8 protein-coding genes are annotated in these 16100 nt (G+C 74.2%); all 8 read right to left on the bottom strand.

Annotated elements, in window-relative coordinates; genetic code table 11:
* Positions 1-124 precede the first annotated feature (124 nt).
* Positions 125-1873, bottom strand: coding sequence for a 2-isopropylmalate synthase (gene leuA, locus OGL89_RS05620; protein ID WP_263118920.1), 1749 nt, complete (start codon positions 1871-1873; stop codon positions 125-127).
* 170 nt (positions 1874-2043) lie between these two features.
* Entirely contained in the window at positions 2044-3660 is a 1617-nt protein-coding gene (locus OGL89_RS05615; RefSeq protein WP_263118919.1) for an RDD family protein, read from the bottom strand.
* Positions 3657-6059 carry a transglutaminase-like domain-containing protein gene (locus tag OGL89_RS05610; RefSeq protein WP_263118918.1) on the bottom strand — a complete coding sequence of 801 codons (2403 nt, stop codon included), beginning with the start codon at positions 6057-6059 and terminating at the stop codon, positions 3657-3659. The genes OGL89_RS05615 and OGL89_RS05610 overlap by 4 nt, the downstream gene beginning before the upstream one ends.
* Entirely contained in the window at positions 6056-7186 is a 1131-nt protein-coding gene (locus OGL89_RS05605; RefSeq protein ID WP_263118917.1) for a DUF58 domain-containing protein, read from the bottom strand. The genes OGL89_RS05610 and OGL89_RS05605 overlap by 4 nt, the downstream gene beginning before the upstream one ends.
* A gap of 33 nt (positions 7187-7219) precedes the next feature.
* Positions 7220-8173 carry a MoxR family ATPase gene (locus OGL89_RS05600; protein ID WP_263118916.1) on the bottom strand — a complete coding sequence of 318 codons (954 nt, stop codon included), beginning with the start codon at positions 8171-8173 and terminating at the stop codon, positions 7220-7222.
* A 49-nt stretch (positions 8174-8222) separates the two neighbouring features.
* On the bottom strand, positions 8223-14084 hold the full coding sequence (locus OGL89_RS05595) for a fibronectin type III domain-containing protein (RefSeq protein WP_263118915.1): 5862 nt from the start codon (positions 14082-14084) through the stop codon (positions 8223-8225).
* Positions 14081-15541 (bottom strand): serine/threonine-protein kinase, encoded by a 1461-nt coding sequence (locus OGL89_RS05590; RefSeq protein WP_263118914.1) that lies wholly within the window; start codon positions 15539-15541, stop codon positions 14081-14083. Before OGL89_RS05590 ends, OGL89_RS05595 begins: the two co-directional genes overlap by 4 nt.
* The coding region (locus tag OGL89_RS05585; protein WP_263118913.1) for an FHA domain-containing protein at positions 15538-16100 on the bottom strand (563 nt) is incomplete at its 5' end. The genes OGL89_RS05585 and OGL89_RS05590, both read right to left, overlap by 4 nt.

Raw genomic sequence — 16100 nt, 5'->3', positions numbered from 1 at the left:
GGCATCGGGAGCGAGCGCCTTTTCACCCGGACGCCGGGCGGATTCCACCCGGCGACCCGGCCGTCCGGGGTGGTAGCACCCGGGCCGGTGCCGCCGACGTGGCACCGGTCCGGGCCGGCGGGACTCAGCGCAGGGCGCGGTTCACCGCGGAGACGATCGCCTTCAGGGAGGCGGTGGTGCTGGACGGGTCGATCCCGGCGCCCCAGAGCGTCCGGTCGCCCACCGAGCACTCGACGTAGGCGGCCGCGGTGGCGTCCCCGCCGGCGGACAGCGCGTGCTCGGCGTAGTCCAGCACCTGTACCTGGACCCCGACCTCGTTCAGCGCCGCGACGAAGGCCGCGATCGGGCCGTTCCCGGCCGCGTGCACGGTGCGGGCCTCGCCGTTGTCGACCAGGTCGACGGTGAGATCCGCCCGGCCGTCCTCGGTGGTGGTGATGCTGGTGCCGCGCAGGGCGAACCGGCCCCAGGGTGCCAGGTCGCCGCCCGCCTCGACCGGCAGGTACTCGTCGGTGAAGATCCGCCACAGGGCGTCGGCGGTGACCTCCGCGCCGCTGGAGTCGGTGTGGTGCTGGACGACCTGGGAGAACTCGATCTGCAGACGACGGGGCAGGTCCAGGTCCTTCTCGGACTTCATCAGGTAGCTGATGCCGCCCTTCCCGGACTGCGAGTTGACCCGGATGATCGCCTCGTAGCTGCGGCCCAGGTCCTTCGGGTCGATCGGCAGGTACGGCACGGCCCAGACGATGTCGTCGACGCCCTTGCCGTCGGCGGTCGCCCGGACCTCCATCGCGTCCAGGCCCTTCTTGATCGCGTCCTGGTGCGAGCCGGAGAACGCGGTGAACACCAGGTCGCCGCCGTAGGGGTGCCGCTCGGGTACCGGCATCTGGTTGCAGTGCTCGACGGTGCGCCGGATGTGGTCGATGTCGCTGAAGTCGATCTGCGGGTCGACGCCCTGGCTGAACAGGTTCATGCCCAGGGTCACCAGGCAGACGTTGCCGGTGCGCTCCCCGTTGCCGAACAGGCAGCCCTCGATCCGGTCGGCACCGGCCAGGTAGCCCAGCTCGGCGGCGGCCACCGCGGTGCCCCGGTCGTTGTGCGGGTGCAAGGACAGCACGACGTGCTCGCGGTAGTGCAGGTGGCGGCTCATCCACTCGATCGAGTCCGCGTACACGTTCGGGGTGGCCATCTCGACCGTGGCGGGCAGGTTGATGATCACCGGGCGCTCGGCGGTGGGCTGGAACACGTCCATCACCGCGTTGCAGATCCGGACCGCGAACTCCAGCTCGGTGCCGGTGTAGGACTCCGGGGAGTACTCGTAGAACACCTCGGTGCCCGGGATCGTCTCCTCGTACTTCTTGCACAGGTGCGCGCCCTGCACCGCGATGTCGACGATGCCGTCCTCGTCGCTGCGGAACACCACCTCGCGCTGCAGCACCGAGGTGGAGTTGTACAGGTGGACGATGGCGCGCTTGGCACCGGCGATCGCCTCGTAGGTGCGCTCGATCAGGTGCTCGCGCGCCTGGGTCAGCACCTGGATCACGACGTCGTCCGGGATGCGGTCCTCCTCGATCAGCATCCGCACGAAGTCGAAGTCGGTCTGCGAGGCGGACGGGAAACCCACCTCGATCTCCTTGTAGCCCATCTGCACCAGGAGCTCGAACATCGCCAGCTTGCGGGCGGCGTTCATCGGCTCGATCAGCGCCTGGTTGCCGTCCCGCAGGTCGACCGCGCACCAGCGCGGGGCGGTGGTGATCTGCCGGGTCGGCCAGGTGCGATCGGGCAGCTCCACCCGGATCTGGTCGGCGAACGGGCGGTACTTGTGTACCGGCATCCCGGACGGGCGCTGGGCGGTGGCGTCGCTGTACTTGCTCATCTGTCGGTCCCTCGTCGGTCGCTGCGGGTGAGCCGGGCATGCCGAACGCCGCGACGAGGGACCCGGTCTAGTGGACCCCGCCGCGGCGGAGAAGGAGGAGGCTGCCGCTCATGAGCACCCGGCCACCATACTCCGGGCCGGTGCGGACGCGACCGGTGTCCGTCATGCGGTCACGCGTCCGGATCGAGCAGGCCGACGGTCAGGGACAGATCGCCGAAGAAGACCACCGACCCGGGCGCCACCCGGACCCGCTGGTCGGGCAGGCAGACGATCCGCTCACCGTCGGGCAGCGTGACCAGGGTGCCGTTGGTCGAGCCGCGGTCCATCACCCAGGCGCCGGCGACGTCCGCACCGATCACCAGGTGGGTCTTGGACACCGACATGCCCGGGTCGTGCACCGCCACCGCCCGCAGTCCGACCAGCCCCGCGGGATTGCGACCGATCAGCACCGGGCCGCCGTCGAGGTCGAGCAGGGTGCCGTCGGGCAGTCGGGCGGCCCAGCCGGCGGGCCCGGGGGCGATCCCCCCGGGCCGCGGGGTGCCCGCGGCGGAACGGGCAGGACCGGGCGGCGTCGACGTGTCGTGGGTGGGCGCCGGGTCGGACCAGAACGAGTCCATCGGCGGGACGACGGGCGCGGCGGCCGGTTCCCCGGGGACCGGCGGGAGCTGCGTGGTGTCGCCCATGGCGTTGCCGGGCAGCGGGGTCTCAGGGGCCGCCACGCCGGCCTGCGGACCGTCCTCGGGCACGGCGGCGGGGGTACCCGTCCACCGCATCGCGTCGGGATCGGTCTCCCGGGTCGTGCCCGCGGCCGGACCAGCAGCATCGTCCTGGGCGGACAGCGCCTCACCGACCGCGAGTCCCTGGGTGTCGCCGAGCCCCGGCCCGGGGACCGGGAGCAACGGCGCGCCGATCGCGGGCCGACCCGCCGACGGCGTCGTCGGCGGGAGCGGCGGCTGCTCGTCCGCCGCCGCGCGCGATCCGCCCAGCGGCGGCAGGACCAGCCCCGGCCCACGGGGCGGCTGACCGTTCGCGATCATCCCGGCCCAGCGGGTCTGACCGGGCGCCTGCGGAGCGTCGGGGCGCGACGGCGCGACGGGGGTGACTCCCGGGAGCCGGCCCGCGGCGGCCTCCGACGGCGGGACCGGGATCGTGCTCGACGACGGCCCCGCGGTGACGTCGGACGGCCGTTCGGAGGCGGCACCACCGGCGGCCGACGCGGCGAGGGACGACGCTGCGGTGGGCGTCGCGCCGGACCTGCCACCGGCCCGCGGGTCACGCTCCCGGTACCCGTCCAGCCGCGATCCCGCGGAGGTGGCGCGCACGTCGACCACCACGGCCTCCGCGATCCGGTCGTGCCAACCACGACGGCGGCCGGTCGGGTCCCAGAACACCGACGCGAGCACCACCCACTGCCCGACGCCGCAGGCCACGGTGCCGAGCGCGACGATCAGCGTCCGCACCAGCGCGCGGCCCAGCCCGATCGGCCGACCGGTCATCACGTCGACGACGCGCAGTCCGAGCAGGCGGCGTCCGATCGTCCAGCCCTTCGTGCCGTGCAGCACCCACTGCACGACGCCCCACACCAGCAGCAGTCCCCCGCCGATCAGACTGGGCAGCACCGGCAGCACCGGTGCGGTCGCGGCACGTTCCGCGTCCACGCCGGTGGTCAGCACGGCGAGCCAGATCGGCAGGGCGCACAGCGCGGTGCCCAGCCCGTCGATCAGGGCGGCGACGACGCGACGACCCACGGGGGCGGGTGGTGCGCCGATCACGGCTGCGGTGCTCATCGCTGCTGTCTCCTCGTCCTGATCGCCCGGTCTCGGCGGCGTACGGCGGCGCGGGCGCGCAACGACCGGGCGGTGAACCGTCCCCGCCATCGTGCCCGACGTGGGGTGGCGGCCCGCATCCGGGCCAGGGTGCGGTCGACGTCGGACCAGAACCGGCGGGCCTGGTCGACGGTGGGCTCGCCGGGTCCGAAGACCACGGCGTCGGCGTGGGCGGCCAGCTCCCGGACCGCCGGGGCCAGGTCGTGCGCGTCACGGTCCCGGCGGCCTCGACGACCGTCCGCGGGCTGGTGGCCGCCGAAGGCGGCACCGAGCGCGACCGCGGTCTCCCGGCGGGTGGCCAGCGGGTCGGTGCTCAGCCGCAGGTCCGTGGCGAGGTCGAGGACCTCCTGCCAGCCTCCGACCACCCGGCGCACCGGTGCCGGGTCCGAGCGGCGACGACGCCGTCGCCGGGCCTTCAGCGCCACGATCGCCAGGAACGGCGCGGCGATCAGCAGCAGCACACCGGACCCGGCCGCCACACCGAGCAGCACGGTCTGCCACACGGTGAGCTCGGTGTCCTGGCCGGGATCGTCGGTCTGCGGGTCCTCGGCGTCGTCGTCCGGCGGGTCGACCGGGTCGGCGGGCGGGGGCGGCGGCTGGGCGACCTGGGGCTCCGGCTCGGACGGGCTGGTCTCGTCGTCCTCCTGCGGGGTCTGCGACTCCGGCGGGGTCGGGTCGAAAGTGATCCAGCCGTAGCCGTCGAACGGGATCTCGACCCAGGCGTGGAGGTCCGCGCCGGAGACCGTGATCGGCTCGGCGGCCTCCCGCGCGGCGATGGTGCCGTCGTCGGTCATCCCGGGGACGAAGCCCATCACCACCCGGGCGGGCAGGCCCATCTCCCGGGCCATCAGGGCCATCGCGGAGGCGTACTGCTCGTCGTCGCCGACCATCAGGTCCCCGCCGAGCAGGGCGGTCAACCGGTCCGCGCCGTGCCCGGACAGCGACGGGTAGTCCCCGGCGGCGGTGAGCCCGTGCGAGAAGTAGCCGCTCTCGGCGAGCTCCTGCTCGATCGCGCGGGCCACCTCCAGCGGCGTCCGGGCGTCCCGGGCCGCGTCACCGGCGGCGGTGACCACGGCGTCCGGCACCCCGCTCGGTTCGGGCAGGTCGGTCGGGGCCACCGCCGCCGCGCCGATCTGGGTGTCCTCGGGCTCGGCGGGGATCACGGTGTCGACGGTGTAGTGCGTGCCGGTCGTGAGACCGCCGGTGAGGACGGCGGAGCCGGTGGCGTCGTTGTAGCGCAGCTCGGACTGGGCGGTGGCGTCGTCGAACGTGATCGACTCCGCCGCGCCCACGGTCGGCAGCCAGACCCCGGTGAGACCGTCCACCCGGATGTCCACCTCGGCCCGCTCGCCCGCCACGGCGGCCCCGGTGTCGTCCACGGTGCTGCCGACCCGGCGGAACTGCCCGGAGGAGCGCGAGCTGCCGTCCCCGGCCACGTTCCAGACCACGCCGTCGAACCGGTCGAAGGTCGCCAGCCGGATCCGGCCGCCCTGGGGCAGACCGGTGACGGTGAACAGGTCGACGGTGTCGTCTTGCTTCACGAACGAGCGGAAGGCCGACAGCGGGCTCGGGTAGTCGTAGGGGTCGAAGGGCGGGACGAGCCGCTCGCGCAGCACGAACCGGTCGTCGGCGGCCTGCACCGCCGCGCCGCCACCGATCCCGGCGCCCAGGGCCACCACCAGCAGCACCGCGAGCGCCGCGGGACGCCGCAGCCGGAACCGGCCCGCTCGCCACGACGCCCAGAGCAGCAGGCCCAGGCCGAGCACCGCACCGACCACGGCGGGCAGCACGGTGTCCCGTGATCCGAGCAGCACGGCGCCGACCAGCACGACCGGGGCCGGGACGGCGGACAACGGGGCCCACCGGTCACCCGCCCGCGCCAGCCGCACACCGGCCAGCGCGCCGACCAGCGCGAGCAGGAACGGCGGCACCGTCAACCAGCCCGAGTCGCCGAGCGGGGGTTGCAGGGTGAGCGCGTCCTTCCAGCCCAGCGCCGCACCGCGCACCACCTGGGCGAGCGACGTCGGGGTGGGCACCACCGAGGCGATCGTGGCGTCCGGGGTGGCGAGCGGTCCGCCGAGCACCGCCGTGGCGGCCAGGGTGACCGCGGTCGCGACCAGGCCGTTCCAGCGCCACCGCACCATCGCGAGCGCCAGCAGGGTGCCGAGCAGCGCGCCGCCGAGCACCGGGCGCAGCAGCGTGGCGCCCCCGTAGACCGGGAGCAGCGGGGTGAGGGCGAGCAGCACGGCGACCAGCGGCACGGCGACCTCGGCGAACCGCCGGACCGGCGACACCCGCGCGACCGGCACGGCGACCGGTTCCGCTGAGGTCGGCGCGGGAACGGCGGTCGGCGCGCTCATGCCCGCGCCGCCAGCCGCAGGGCCCGGGGCAGGTCGTCCAGCGCGCCCAGCTGCACCAGGCTCAGTCCGCGCAACGTCCGGACCCGCACCTCCGCGCCGGGACGACAGCCGATCGCCAGGGTGCGGGTGCCCTCGGGCACGTGCCGGGCGGCCGCGCGCAGGTCGGCGTCGGTGGGCTCGGACCCGGTGACCAGGAACGCCAGCGTCACGTCCGGCACCTCCCGGGCGACCCGACGGCCGAGCAGGGACGTGCCGGAGCCGTCCGGGGTGAGTGCGAGCGCGGAGCAGTCGTCCAGGAACGGCCGGCGACCGGTGGTGCGGACCCGGTTCGTCCCGGCCAGCACCGCCAGCGGGTGCTCCTCGGACATCACCTGCACGCCGAGCGAGGCGAGCACGCCCACCGCCAGTTCCAGGTCCTCCTCGTCCCGGGCGTAGTCGCGCGGGTCGGTGGACATCGCCACGGCGGTCTGGGTGCGGCGGGTGTCCTCGTACTGCTTGACCGTCAGGACCCCGCGCCGGGCGGTGGTGCGCCAGTGGATCGAGCGTCGGTCGTCACCGACCACGTAGTCCCGCAGCGCGTGGAAGGCCAGGTCGGCGTCCGACAGGTCGCGGGTCGACCCGCCCTCGAGGTCACGCAGCAGGCCCGCGTCCGCGCCCGTCAGCATGACGATCCGGGGGTGGACGTACAGCTCCTGCGCGCCGGTGGCCGTCACCCGGCGCACCGCGAGCCCCAGCGGGTCGGCCCGCACCGCCCGCACCGGGCCCACGGTCACGACCGCCCGGCGGTGGGTCGGCACCGCGAACAGCTCCTCATGCACCGCGCCCGGGGCCAGCGGCGGCACGTCCAGCTCCGCGCGGCCGTGCCCGACCTGCAACTCCAGCCCGATCGCCCGGGTCCGGCGCTGCGGCGCGGTCACCACGACGCCGCCGAACGCGCGCTCCCCCACCCGCACCCGGCGGTCTGCCAGGTCCAGACGCACCCCGTGCGGCAGCCGCCCGAGCGTCGTGACCAGGGCGACCAGCACCGCCGCCATCGCGACCGCGCCGACGGCGGTCAGCTCGGCCCAGCTCAGCCACAGACCCACGACCAGCAGCGGCAGGCCGAGGGCGATCGCACCCCAGCCCACCGCCGACAGTCGAGTCCGCAGAGGTCCCATCGCTCAGGCCCGCGCCACCGGGGGCGGCGTGCTGTCCAGCGCCCGCTGCACCACGTCCGTGGTGGTCGCACCCAGGAAGTCCGCCTCGGGGTCCAGCACCAGACGGTGGGCCAGCACCGGGACCGCCAGCTCCTTGATGTCGTCCGGCACCACGTAGGTCCGTCCGGACGCGGCGGCCGCGACCCTGGCGCACCGCACCAGCGCCAGACCACCGCGGACGCTCGCACCCAGCGAGGTCTGCGGGTCCTCGCGGGTGGCCTCCAGCAGCCGCGCCACGTAGTCCAGCACCGCGCCGTCGACGTGCACGCCCTGCGCGAGGTCGGCCATCCGCAGCACGTGCTCGGTGCCGATCACCGCCTCCAGCGCGGCGGTCCGGTCCCGCTGACCGGACAGGATCTCCACCGTGGCGGTGCGATCCGGGTAGCCGAGCGAGGTGCGCACCAGGAACCGGTCCAGCTGGGCCTCCGGCAGGCGGTAGGTGCCGGCCTGCTCCACCGGGTTCTGGGTGGCGATCACGATGAACGGGCGGCCCACGGAGTGGGTGTCCTTGTCCACGGTGACGTGCCCCTCCTCCATCACCTCCAGCAGCGCGGACTGGGTCTTGGGCGAGGCACGGTTGATCTCGTCCGCGAGCAGCACCGAGGTGAACACCGGGCCCTCGTGGAAGACGAACTCCCGGGTGCCCTGGTCCCAGATGGTCACGCCGGTGACGTCGCTGGGCAGCAGGTCGGGGGTGAACTGGATCCGCTGGTGGCTGCCCCGCACCGAGGCGGCGATCGCCTTGGCCAGCGAGGTCTTGCCGGTGCCCGGAGCGTCCTCCAGCAACACGTGGCCCTCGGCGACCATCGCGGTCAGCACCAGCCGCACCGGGCCGTCGGCGCCGAGCACCGCGCGCGAGACGTTGCGGGTCAGCGCGCCGAAGGTCTGGGAGAACCAGGTGGACTCGTCGGGGGTCATCGTGGGTGGACTCCTGTCGGGTGGTGCGAGGTGGTGGTCGGGGCGATGGTCATCCGTCGGCGCCCCCGGTGGGATCGGGCGCTGGTTCGCTCCATCCCACGCGCTGGGCGAAGGAGGTCCATGGGCCCCAGCCGATCGCGGTCCGGGCGCGGACCTCCAGTGTCACGGTGCTCGGGTTGGTGACCACTCGATCGGTCGGCAGGGCGACGTTCACGGAGGTGGAGTTCGCCGGGTCAGGCGCGGGAGAAGTGATCGGCGCGCCGAGTACTCCCCAGCCGGAGAGCCGGTACTCGTACTGCTGCACCGAGGTACCGCCGACGTCATCGGGCTCGGACCAGGACAGAGTGGCCTGTGTGGGTTGTCCCTCACCGGTGATGGGTGTCACCGTTAGCCCACGCGGGCCAGTGGAGAGGGTGCGGACGGTATTGTCCGCGACGCTCATGGCCGCAGGGGGCCCCGATCCTCGCCTATTGTGCGCCGTGACCTGAACCGTCAACGCTTGACCCGCACTCAGGCCGCTGATCGTGGCATTCGCCGCGCCGACCGAGGTCACCGTTCCCGCCGATGTCTGGATGTCGTAGCGGTCGATATCCGCTCCATTGCCGGAGGCCGCCCGCCAGGAGATCCTGACCCACCCCTGCCCGGCCGCCGTGTCACCAGAGGCCGCAGAGATGGACGGCTGACCTGGTGCGCTGGGCACGTCGAACGCCCTCCCCTCGACCGTCACGAGAGGCCGGGAGTCACCGGCGACATTGGTCGCGTAGAGGGAGAACGTGTAGGGGGCATTGTTGGCCACGGTCCCCGGGATCGTGTAACTGGTTACGCTCGCGGCCAACCGCTCGGTCCACCGCCGACCCTCGCCCGCGACGGTCAGCACGTAGGTCAGAGGGGCGCCGTTGTCCGACTCGGAGGGGGTCCACGCGACCTGGAGCTGACCGGCGCCCACTGACTGCACCGCTTCGGCACCGAAGCTCGGCGACGACGGCGGTGCCGCAGGGGTCGCGGCAGCCGACGACGGGCTCCACCCGCTCGGCTGCGGCGCCCGGTTGTGCGCCCGGACCTGCACGGTGTACGCCGTGCCGTTCTCCAGCCCGCGCCAGGTCGCCGAGGTCCCGGTCACGGTCTGGCTGGCCGATCCGCCGCGGGGGGCGGGCGAGATGGTCGCGGTGTAAGACGTGATCGGCGATCCCTTGGACGCGGGGGCGACCCAGTTCGCGGTGATCTCCTTGTCGCCCCACTGCAGGGTCGGCGCGGCCGGGGCGTCCGGGACCGCGTCGGGCCGGGCGGTGGCGGACGCCGGGCTCGGGTCGGACCAGCCGACCGCGTTCTGGGCGGCCACGGTGAAGGTGTACTCGACGTCATTGGTCAGGCCGTCGAGGGTGCAGGTGGTCGACGCGCAGGCGCGTTGCTGACCGCCGGGGCTCACGGTGACGCGGTACCCGGTGATCGGCTCGCCGCGTGCGTCCGGCGCGTCCCAGCTGAGCACCACGGTGGAGTCGCGGACCTCGCCGACCCGGGGCGCCTTGGGCGCCGCCGGCTTGCCCCGCACCCGGAGCGAGATGGTGGCGGCGACCTCACGGGAGGCGTCGTCGGTCGCGTCGCGCACCCGGACCTGCACCACCATCTGCCCGGTCAGGTCGGCGTTCGGCCGGACGATCACGTTGCCGCCGGACACGGAGGCGGTGCCGGTCCCGGAGGTCTGCACGGTGGCGCCGACCACGGTGAGCGCCTGCTCGGGGAACGGGTTGTACGCCCCGGCGAGCACGTCGACTGCGGTGTCCTGCCCCTGCACGCCGTCGTTGAGGGTGCGGTCCGGGACGCTGGCCAGGCGCCGGGTGCTGGCGATGGCGCGCACCTCGACCTGGACGTCCATGGTGCCGGCGCGGCCGTAGCTGAGCTGGAGCTGGACGGTGCCCGCGCTGCCCTTCGTCGTGCTGGTGGCGGCGGACACGCTCAGCCGGGTGCCGTCCAGCGACGCGGTGAAGCCGGCCGGTGCCCCGGAGGTCAGGCGGAAGCCGTAGACCTGGTCCCCGGCGGAGCCCTCGACGCCCTGGGTGAAGTTCCGCAGGTCCACCGACACCGGGGCCTCGCCCGGCGCGACCTCGATCCGGCTGGGCGAGAAGGTCGGCGGGTAGTCGTCCTCGGTGAACACGGTGATCGGCAGGGTGAGCGTCCGGGTGCGGGCGTTCAGGTCGTCCGGGCCGGTGGCGTCGGTGACCGGGACCGTGATCGAGGCCGGACCGGCGTAGCCCGGCTCGGAGGTGAACTGCAGCGTGGTGTCGTCGACCACCAGCGCACCGCCGTCCGACCGGGTCGCGGTGACCGCGCCGGCGTCGTCGATCTGGGCGGTCCGGCCCGGGGCGACCTGCACCTGGGCGCCGAGTGCGATGGTGAGGGTGTCCCCGCTGGCCACCCGCAGCTCGTCCGCCCTGGGTCGCAGCTGCGGCGGGAAGAAGCCGAGGGCGGGCACGGTGATGAACGCGTAGGCGGTGGCGGTGCCGGTGTCGTCGGCGGTGTTGGTCAGCCGGTACGGCAGGGTCTGCGCGGTCGCGGCCAGGGTGATCCGCACCGTGCCGTCCTCCAGCACGGTGGCCACGTCCTGGGCGCTGGTGGGCACCGAGACGGCCAGGTCGGACATCGGACCGCTGGGGTTCTGGGCGACCTCCAGCACGTCCACGTCCACCGAGGTCCGGTCGATGGTGTCGGCCGGGGGCACGACCACGTCCTGGGCGACCGGGGGCAGCACCGCCGCGTCCGGGGCGACGTCCACGGTCAGCACCGCGCCGGAGGAGGCGCCGATCTCGTTCACCGCCGTGTAGCCGATCGCGTAGGTGCCCGCCGCGTCGGGGGCGTCCACCACGACGCGCCGGCCCTGGACCTCCGCGGTCACACCCTCGGGCACTTCCAGCGCCGGGTCCACGCTCAGGTCGCCACCGGCCAGGTCGACGTCGTTGTCCAGGACGCGCACCTCCACCCGCTGGCCGGGACGCACGGTGACCTGGTCGTCCCGGGCCACGACCCGGTTGCTGTCCTCCGGGCGGTCGGCGATGCCCACCCGGACGGTGCCGACCGCACGCTGACCGGTCCAGTCCTCCACCGCGTAGGTGAACTCGTCGGTGCCGGACTCCCCTGGCAGCGCCTCGTACTCCAGCCAGTCCGCACCGACCGCGGTGACCCGGCCCTTGGTGCCCGCGGTGTCCACGCCGAGCAGGCTGACGCCGTCGCCGTCCACGTCGATGCCGATCAGCGGGACGGCGATCCGGACCGTGTCGCCGGTGAACACCCGGGCGACCACGTCCTTCGGGCGGGGCGGCACCTTGGTGGCCGGATCGGAGTCGTGCACCCGGACGGTGGCGGTGGCCGCGGTCTCGTTGCCGGTGCTGTCCCGGACCACGAAGGTCGCCCGGACGGTCATCGCGGTGGCGGGTGCCTGGTAGCGCAGCACGTCCCCGGAGACGAACATCAGACCCTCGCCGGACCCGAGCGGCTCGGCGAACTCGGTGACCAGGGCGAGGGTGTCGCCGTCCGGGTCGTAGGCGTCCGCCAGCACCGGGATGGTGACCACGCCGCCGGTGCGGACCTCGACGACGGCGTTCGGCACCACCGGCGGCTGCGAGGTGCTGGCCGGGGGCACCGGCTGGACCAGGATCTCCCCGGTCGCGCTGGCGCTGCCGTTGGTCACCACGTACTCGAGGACCACCGGCTCGGTCAGCGCGCCGACCGCGGAGACCTCGACCAGCTCGTGGTTCTGCACCGCGACCCTGAGCTCCTCCGGCGCGCTCACCGACTGCAGCACCAGGACGCCGCCGGCCGGGTCGGTGTCGTTCGCCAGCGGTGCGACGGTCAGGTCGCCGCCGGTGGGCAGCCAGGCCCGGTCCAGGACGGCGGTCGGCGGCTCCGGGGTCTCCGGCGGGTCGACCACGTCGATCCGGGCCAGGCCGGTGGCCTGCTGCGGGGCGGCGGTGATGGTGAAGGACACGTAGTACGTCCCGGCAGAGGCCGCGGAGAACCGGATGGTGCCCTGGTCCAGGTCGGGGGTGATCGTGGTGCCGCCGACCTGGTCCACCCCGGCCAGTCGCGGGGTCTCGGCGCCGTGGGTGCGCACCGCGGCCAGCGGGTCCAACTCGACGGCCAGGTCGGTGTAGGTCTGGGCGTGCACCGGGTCCAGCTGCAAGTCCAACGACCCCGCGGCCCGCACGTCCACGTCCACGGTGCCCTCGGTGGTGTTCGTCCCGTCGGACACCAGCAGGTGCACGGTCGTCGGGCCGAGGTCCCCACCGTCGGCGACGTAGGTCAGGGTGCCGTCCTGCCGGAACCGGGCGGTGCCCTTCTCCGCGGTGGCGCCGACCAGGGTCAGCTCGTCGCCGTCCGGATCCGTGAAGTCGGCCAGCACCGAGTAGGTCGCGGTGGCGGTCTGCTCCAGCAGGATGCTGCCGGTGCGCTGCTGGACCGGCGGATCGTTCTGGGTGTCGCGCACGGTGAGCGTGACGGTCGCGGTGGACGGCGAGCTGGTGCCCCGGCCGTCGCTGATCGAGTAGCTGAAGGTCGCGGTGCCGGTGGCGCCCGGCTCGACGCGGACCTGCAACGCCCGGCCGCCGTACACCGGCTCCAGGGTGCCGAAGGACTCCGGCAACGGATCGAACTCGGTGATCACCAGGATGCCGCAGTCCGAGGAGGTGTCGTTGTCGATCACGGACAGGATGGCGGACCGGCCCGGTCGCACGCCGTAGTCGTCGTCGACCGCGGACGGAGAGGCGCTGTTGGTGGAGCACTCCGCGACCAGCTCGTGGGTGGTGCGGTCGCCCTCCGCCTGCTCGCTGTCGTCCTGGGTCTCCTCCTCCGGGATCACCTGGGACCAGTCCGGCTCGCGCAGCTCGGTGTCCTGCAACGGCAGCCAGAGCCGGCCGTCGCGGGTCTCGTTCAGCGCGACGACCTGGCGGTTGACCCGGAACACCAGGGTGGCGCCGGTGGTCATCCCGTCCAGGGTGAGCAGCTGCTCCGCCTGGTCGTCGCAGAGCATGAGGTAGTTGTCCCGGGCGGAGGGCCAGGCCGCGTGCGCGCAGTCGCCGACCCGGACCGGGGCCGCGGGGGTGCCGCCGCGGCTGCCGCCGTCGTACTGCGCGGTCACCGACCCGTTCGCCACCGAGGCCTCGACCAGACCGGCGCTCCCCGCGACCAGGACGGTGTCCGCCGGCGGCCCGGCCTGTTGCAGCACCGGCTGGCTCAGGCCCAGCGACACCGAACCGCCCGCGGTGCGCAGCGTGTCGCCGTCCAGGCCGACCACGGTGTCGCCGACCGCGGTCACCGCGTCGACGCCGCCGCCCAGGCCGGTCTCCCCGGTGCTGGTCGCCGTCCCCCCGGTCACCGGGCTGATCCGGGTCACGTCACCCGTGTCCGCGGCAACCAGGAAGGCGTCGCCGGAGCTGCCGACCACCACCCGGGCGTCTCCGTCCACGCTGGCGTCCGCCGGGTCGGTGCCGGTCTGCAGGGCGGGCAGGTCGGCCAGGGTGCGCACCCAGACCTGGCCGTCGCCGTCCAGCACCGCCACCGTTCCGGCCTGCATCGCGATCTGGGCGCCCGCGGGCACCGGCACCTCGGCGGCGGCCGCGACCGACGCGGGGTCGACCACGGTGAGCGTGCCGGGCTCGACCAGCAGGACGTCGGAGGCCTCCTGCCGCACGTCGAAGTCCCCGCTCCTGGCCACCAGGCCGGCGTTGAGCTCCTCGACCTGCGCGTTGTACCGGCCGAGCTGCAGGGTGCTGGTCGCGGTCAGCCAGACCGCTCCGTCGTTCAGCTCCACCTGCGCCAGCGGGAAGCCGGGGTTGACGACGGCGAGCGTCGCCAGCACGGCGGGCACCGTCACCACGGCGGCGGTCGACGCGGTGCGCTTGCGGTCCCAGGGCCACCTCACTCGGTGCACCCCTGGGCCGGTGCGGTGGAGGCCCGCCGGTCCGCCCGGACCACCGACACCTCGACGCAGACCTCCGCGTCGAGGTCGTCGATGTCCTCGGCCGGGATGGTCACGCTGGTGGTCTCGGTCGGCTGGAGTCGGGTCTGGCCGGTGCTGCGCAGCACGCCCCACAGGTAGCTGTCGCCCTCCTGCGGATCAGGATTGCGCCAGGTGAAGACCGCACTGCCGTCCGCCTGACGGGTGCCGCTCAGACCGATCGGGGTCGGGACGGTCAGGCCGACGGTGGGCACCGGGTTCGCCAGCGGGTCGTCGTCCCGGTTGACACCGCGATCCGGGTCCCGGGTGACCAGCAGCACGACCACCACCGCGGCGACCAGCACCACCGCGGAGAGGATCCCGGCGATCAGCCGACCGGTGTGCCGGCGCCGGGGTTCGGGGTCCACCGACACCCGCAGGTCGACCTCGGGCTCCGGTACGGCGGGCACCGCGTGCACCGGGCGCGTCCGGGTGGCGTCGTCGTCCGGCCGGATCTGGCGCACACCACGGACCCGGGTCGCGTCCGGGTCGACGCCGCCGACGACGGCCGCCCCCGGGGCCTCCCCGAGGTCCAACGGGGTCAGCGGCAGGCCGAGGTCCGCCTCCACCGCACGCAGGTCCATCGCCAGGTCCACCGCGTGCGCGTGCCGTCGGGCCGGGTCGGTGGCCATCGCCCGGGCCAGCACGGTGTGCAACCGGGCCGGGACGTCCTCGCGGGTGAACGGGGTCGGGGTGCCCCGTTCGATCCGCCCGACCAGGTCGGCGGCCTCGTTCTGGCCGTGCGGCCGCTCGAAGGGCGACCGGCCCGCGAGCGCGGAGAACAGCGTCGCGGCCAACGAGTAGACATCCGCCCGGGGCCCGGCCTGCGGCGCGGCGGCCAGCAGCTCTGGCGCCGCCCACGGGATCGACATGCCGACCGCGGGTGCCGGGTCGTCGATCGGCGCTGCAATGCCGAAGTCGCTCAGGACCGGCCGGCCGAAGTCGTTGGCCAGGATGTTCGCGGGCTTGATGTCCTGGTGCACGATCCCGGCCCGGTGCATGGACTCCACCGCGCAGGCCAGCTGCACGCCGATCCGCAGCACCTCGGGCACGCCGATCCGCTCGGTGCGGTAGCGCTGGCCCAGGGTCGGGCGCGGGCAGTGCTCCATGACCAGGTACTCGCGACCGTCCTCGGACACCCCCGCCTGGTAGACGGTGACGATCGACGGGTGCTGGGACACCCGCGCAGTGAGGTCGGCCTCCCGCTCGAAGGCGGACTTCTCCGCGTCGTCGACCGAGGGCAGCAGCACCTTGACCGCCACCTGGCGCCTTGGCAGCTGCTGGTCGTAGCAGTACACGTCGGCGGCACCGCCACCGCCGAGCAGATGGGAGAACGTGTAGCCCGGGAGTCGCGGTGCCGGCGCGGCCTCGCGTGGGCTCATGCAGGCGGCTCCACGGTGAAGGTCACGCCGTCACCCAGGTCGACGATCTCCCCCGCGCCCACCGCGACGGGCTCCCCCGCGGCGATCTTGCGCGGCGGCAGACCGCCGGAGGCCACGGTGACGCCGTTGGTCGAGAACAGGTCGGTGACCAGCACCCGTCCGTCGGAGACCCGGAGCTCGGCGTGCGTGCGGGAGATGTCCTGGGTGGGGCTGGGCACCGCGACCAGCCGGGTGCGCACCCCCTCCGGCGCCCGGGCGGCCTGCGGGGCGCGGCCAATCAGCAGCACGCCGTCGACCGGCACCACGACGCCGGTGGACAGCGCCACCCGCGGGAACGAGTCCGGCGCGGGGGGCGGCGGTGTCAGCGCCACGGCCTCCAGCGGGGCGGTGCCGGGCGCGGCGGGCGAACCCGTGCCGGGCGCGACGGCGGGCCCGGACGGCCACTGCCCGGATTCGGAGACCGCCCAGGACGGCAGGTTCTGCCGGATGCTGGCCAGCTCGCCGCTGAGGATGGTCATGCCGTCGTGGTCGTCCTCGGAGGCGGGACCGGGCAGGACGG

The sequence above is a fragment of the Cellulomonas sp. RIT-PI-Y genome, assembly GCF_025642745.1.
Lineage (GTDB): Bacteria > Actinomycetota > Actinomycetes > Actinomycetales > Cellulomonadaceae > Cellulomonas.
This window is presented reverse-complemented; position numbering and strand designations above follow the sequence as displayed.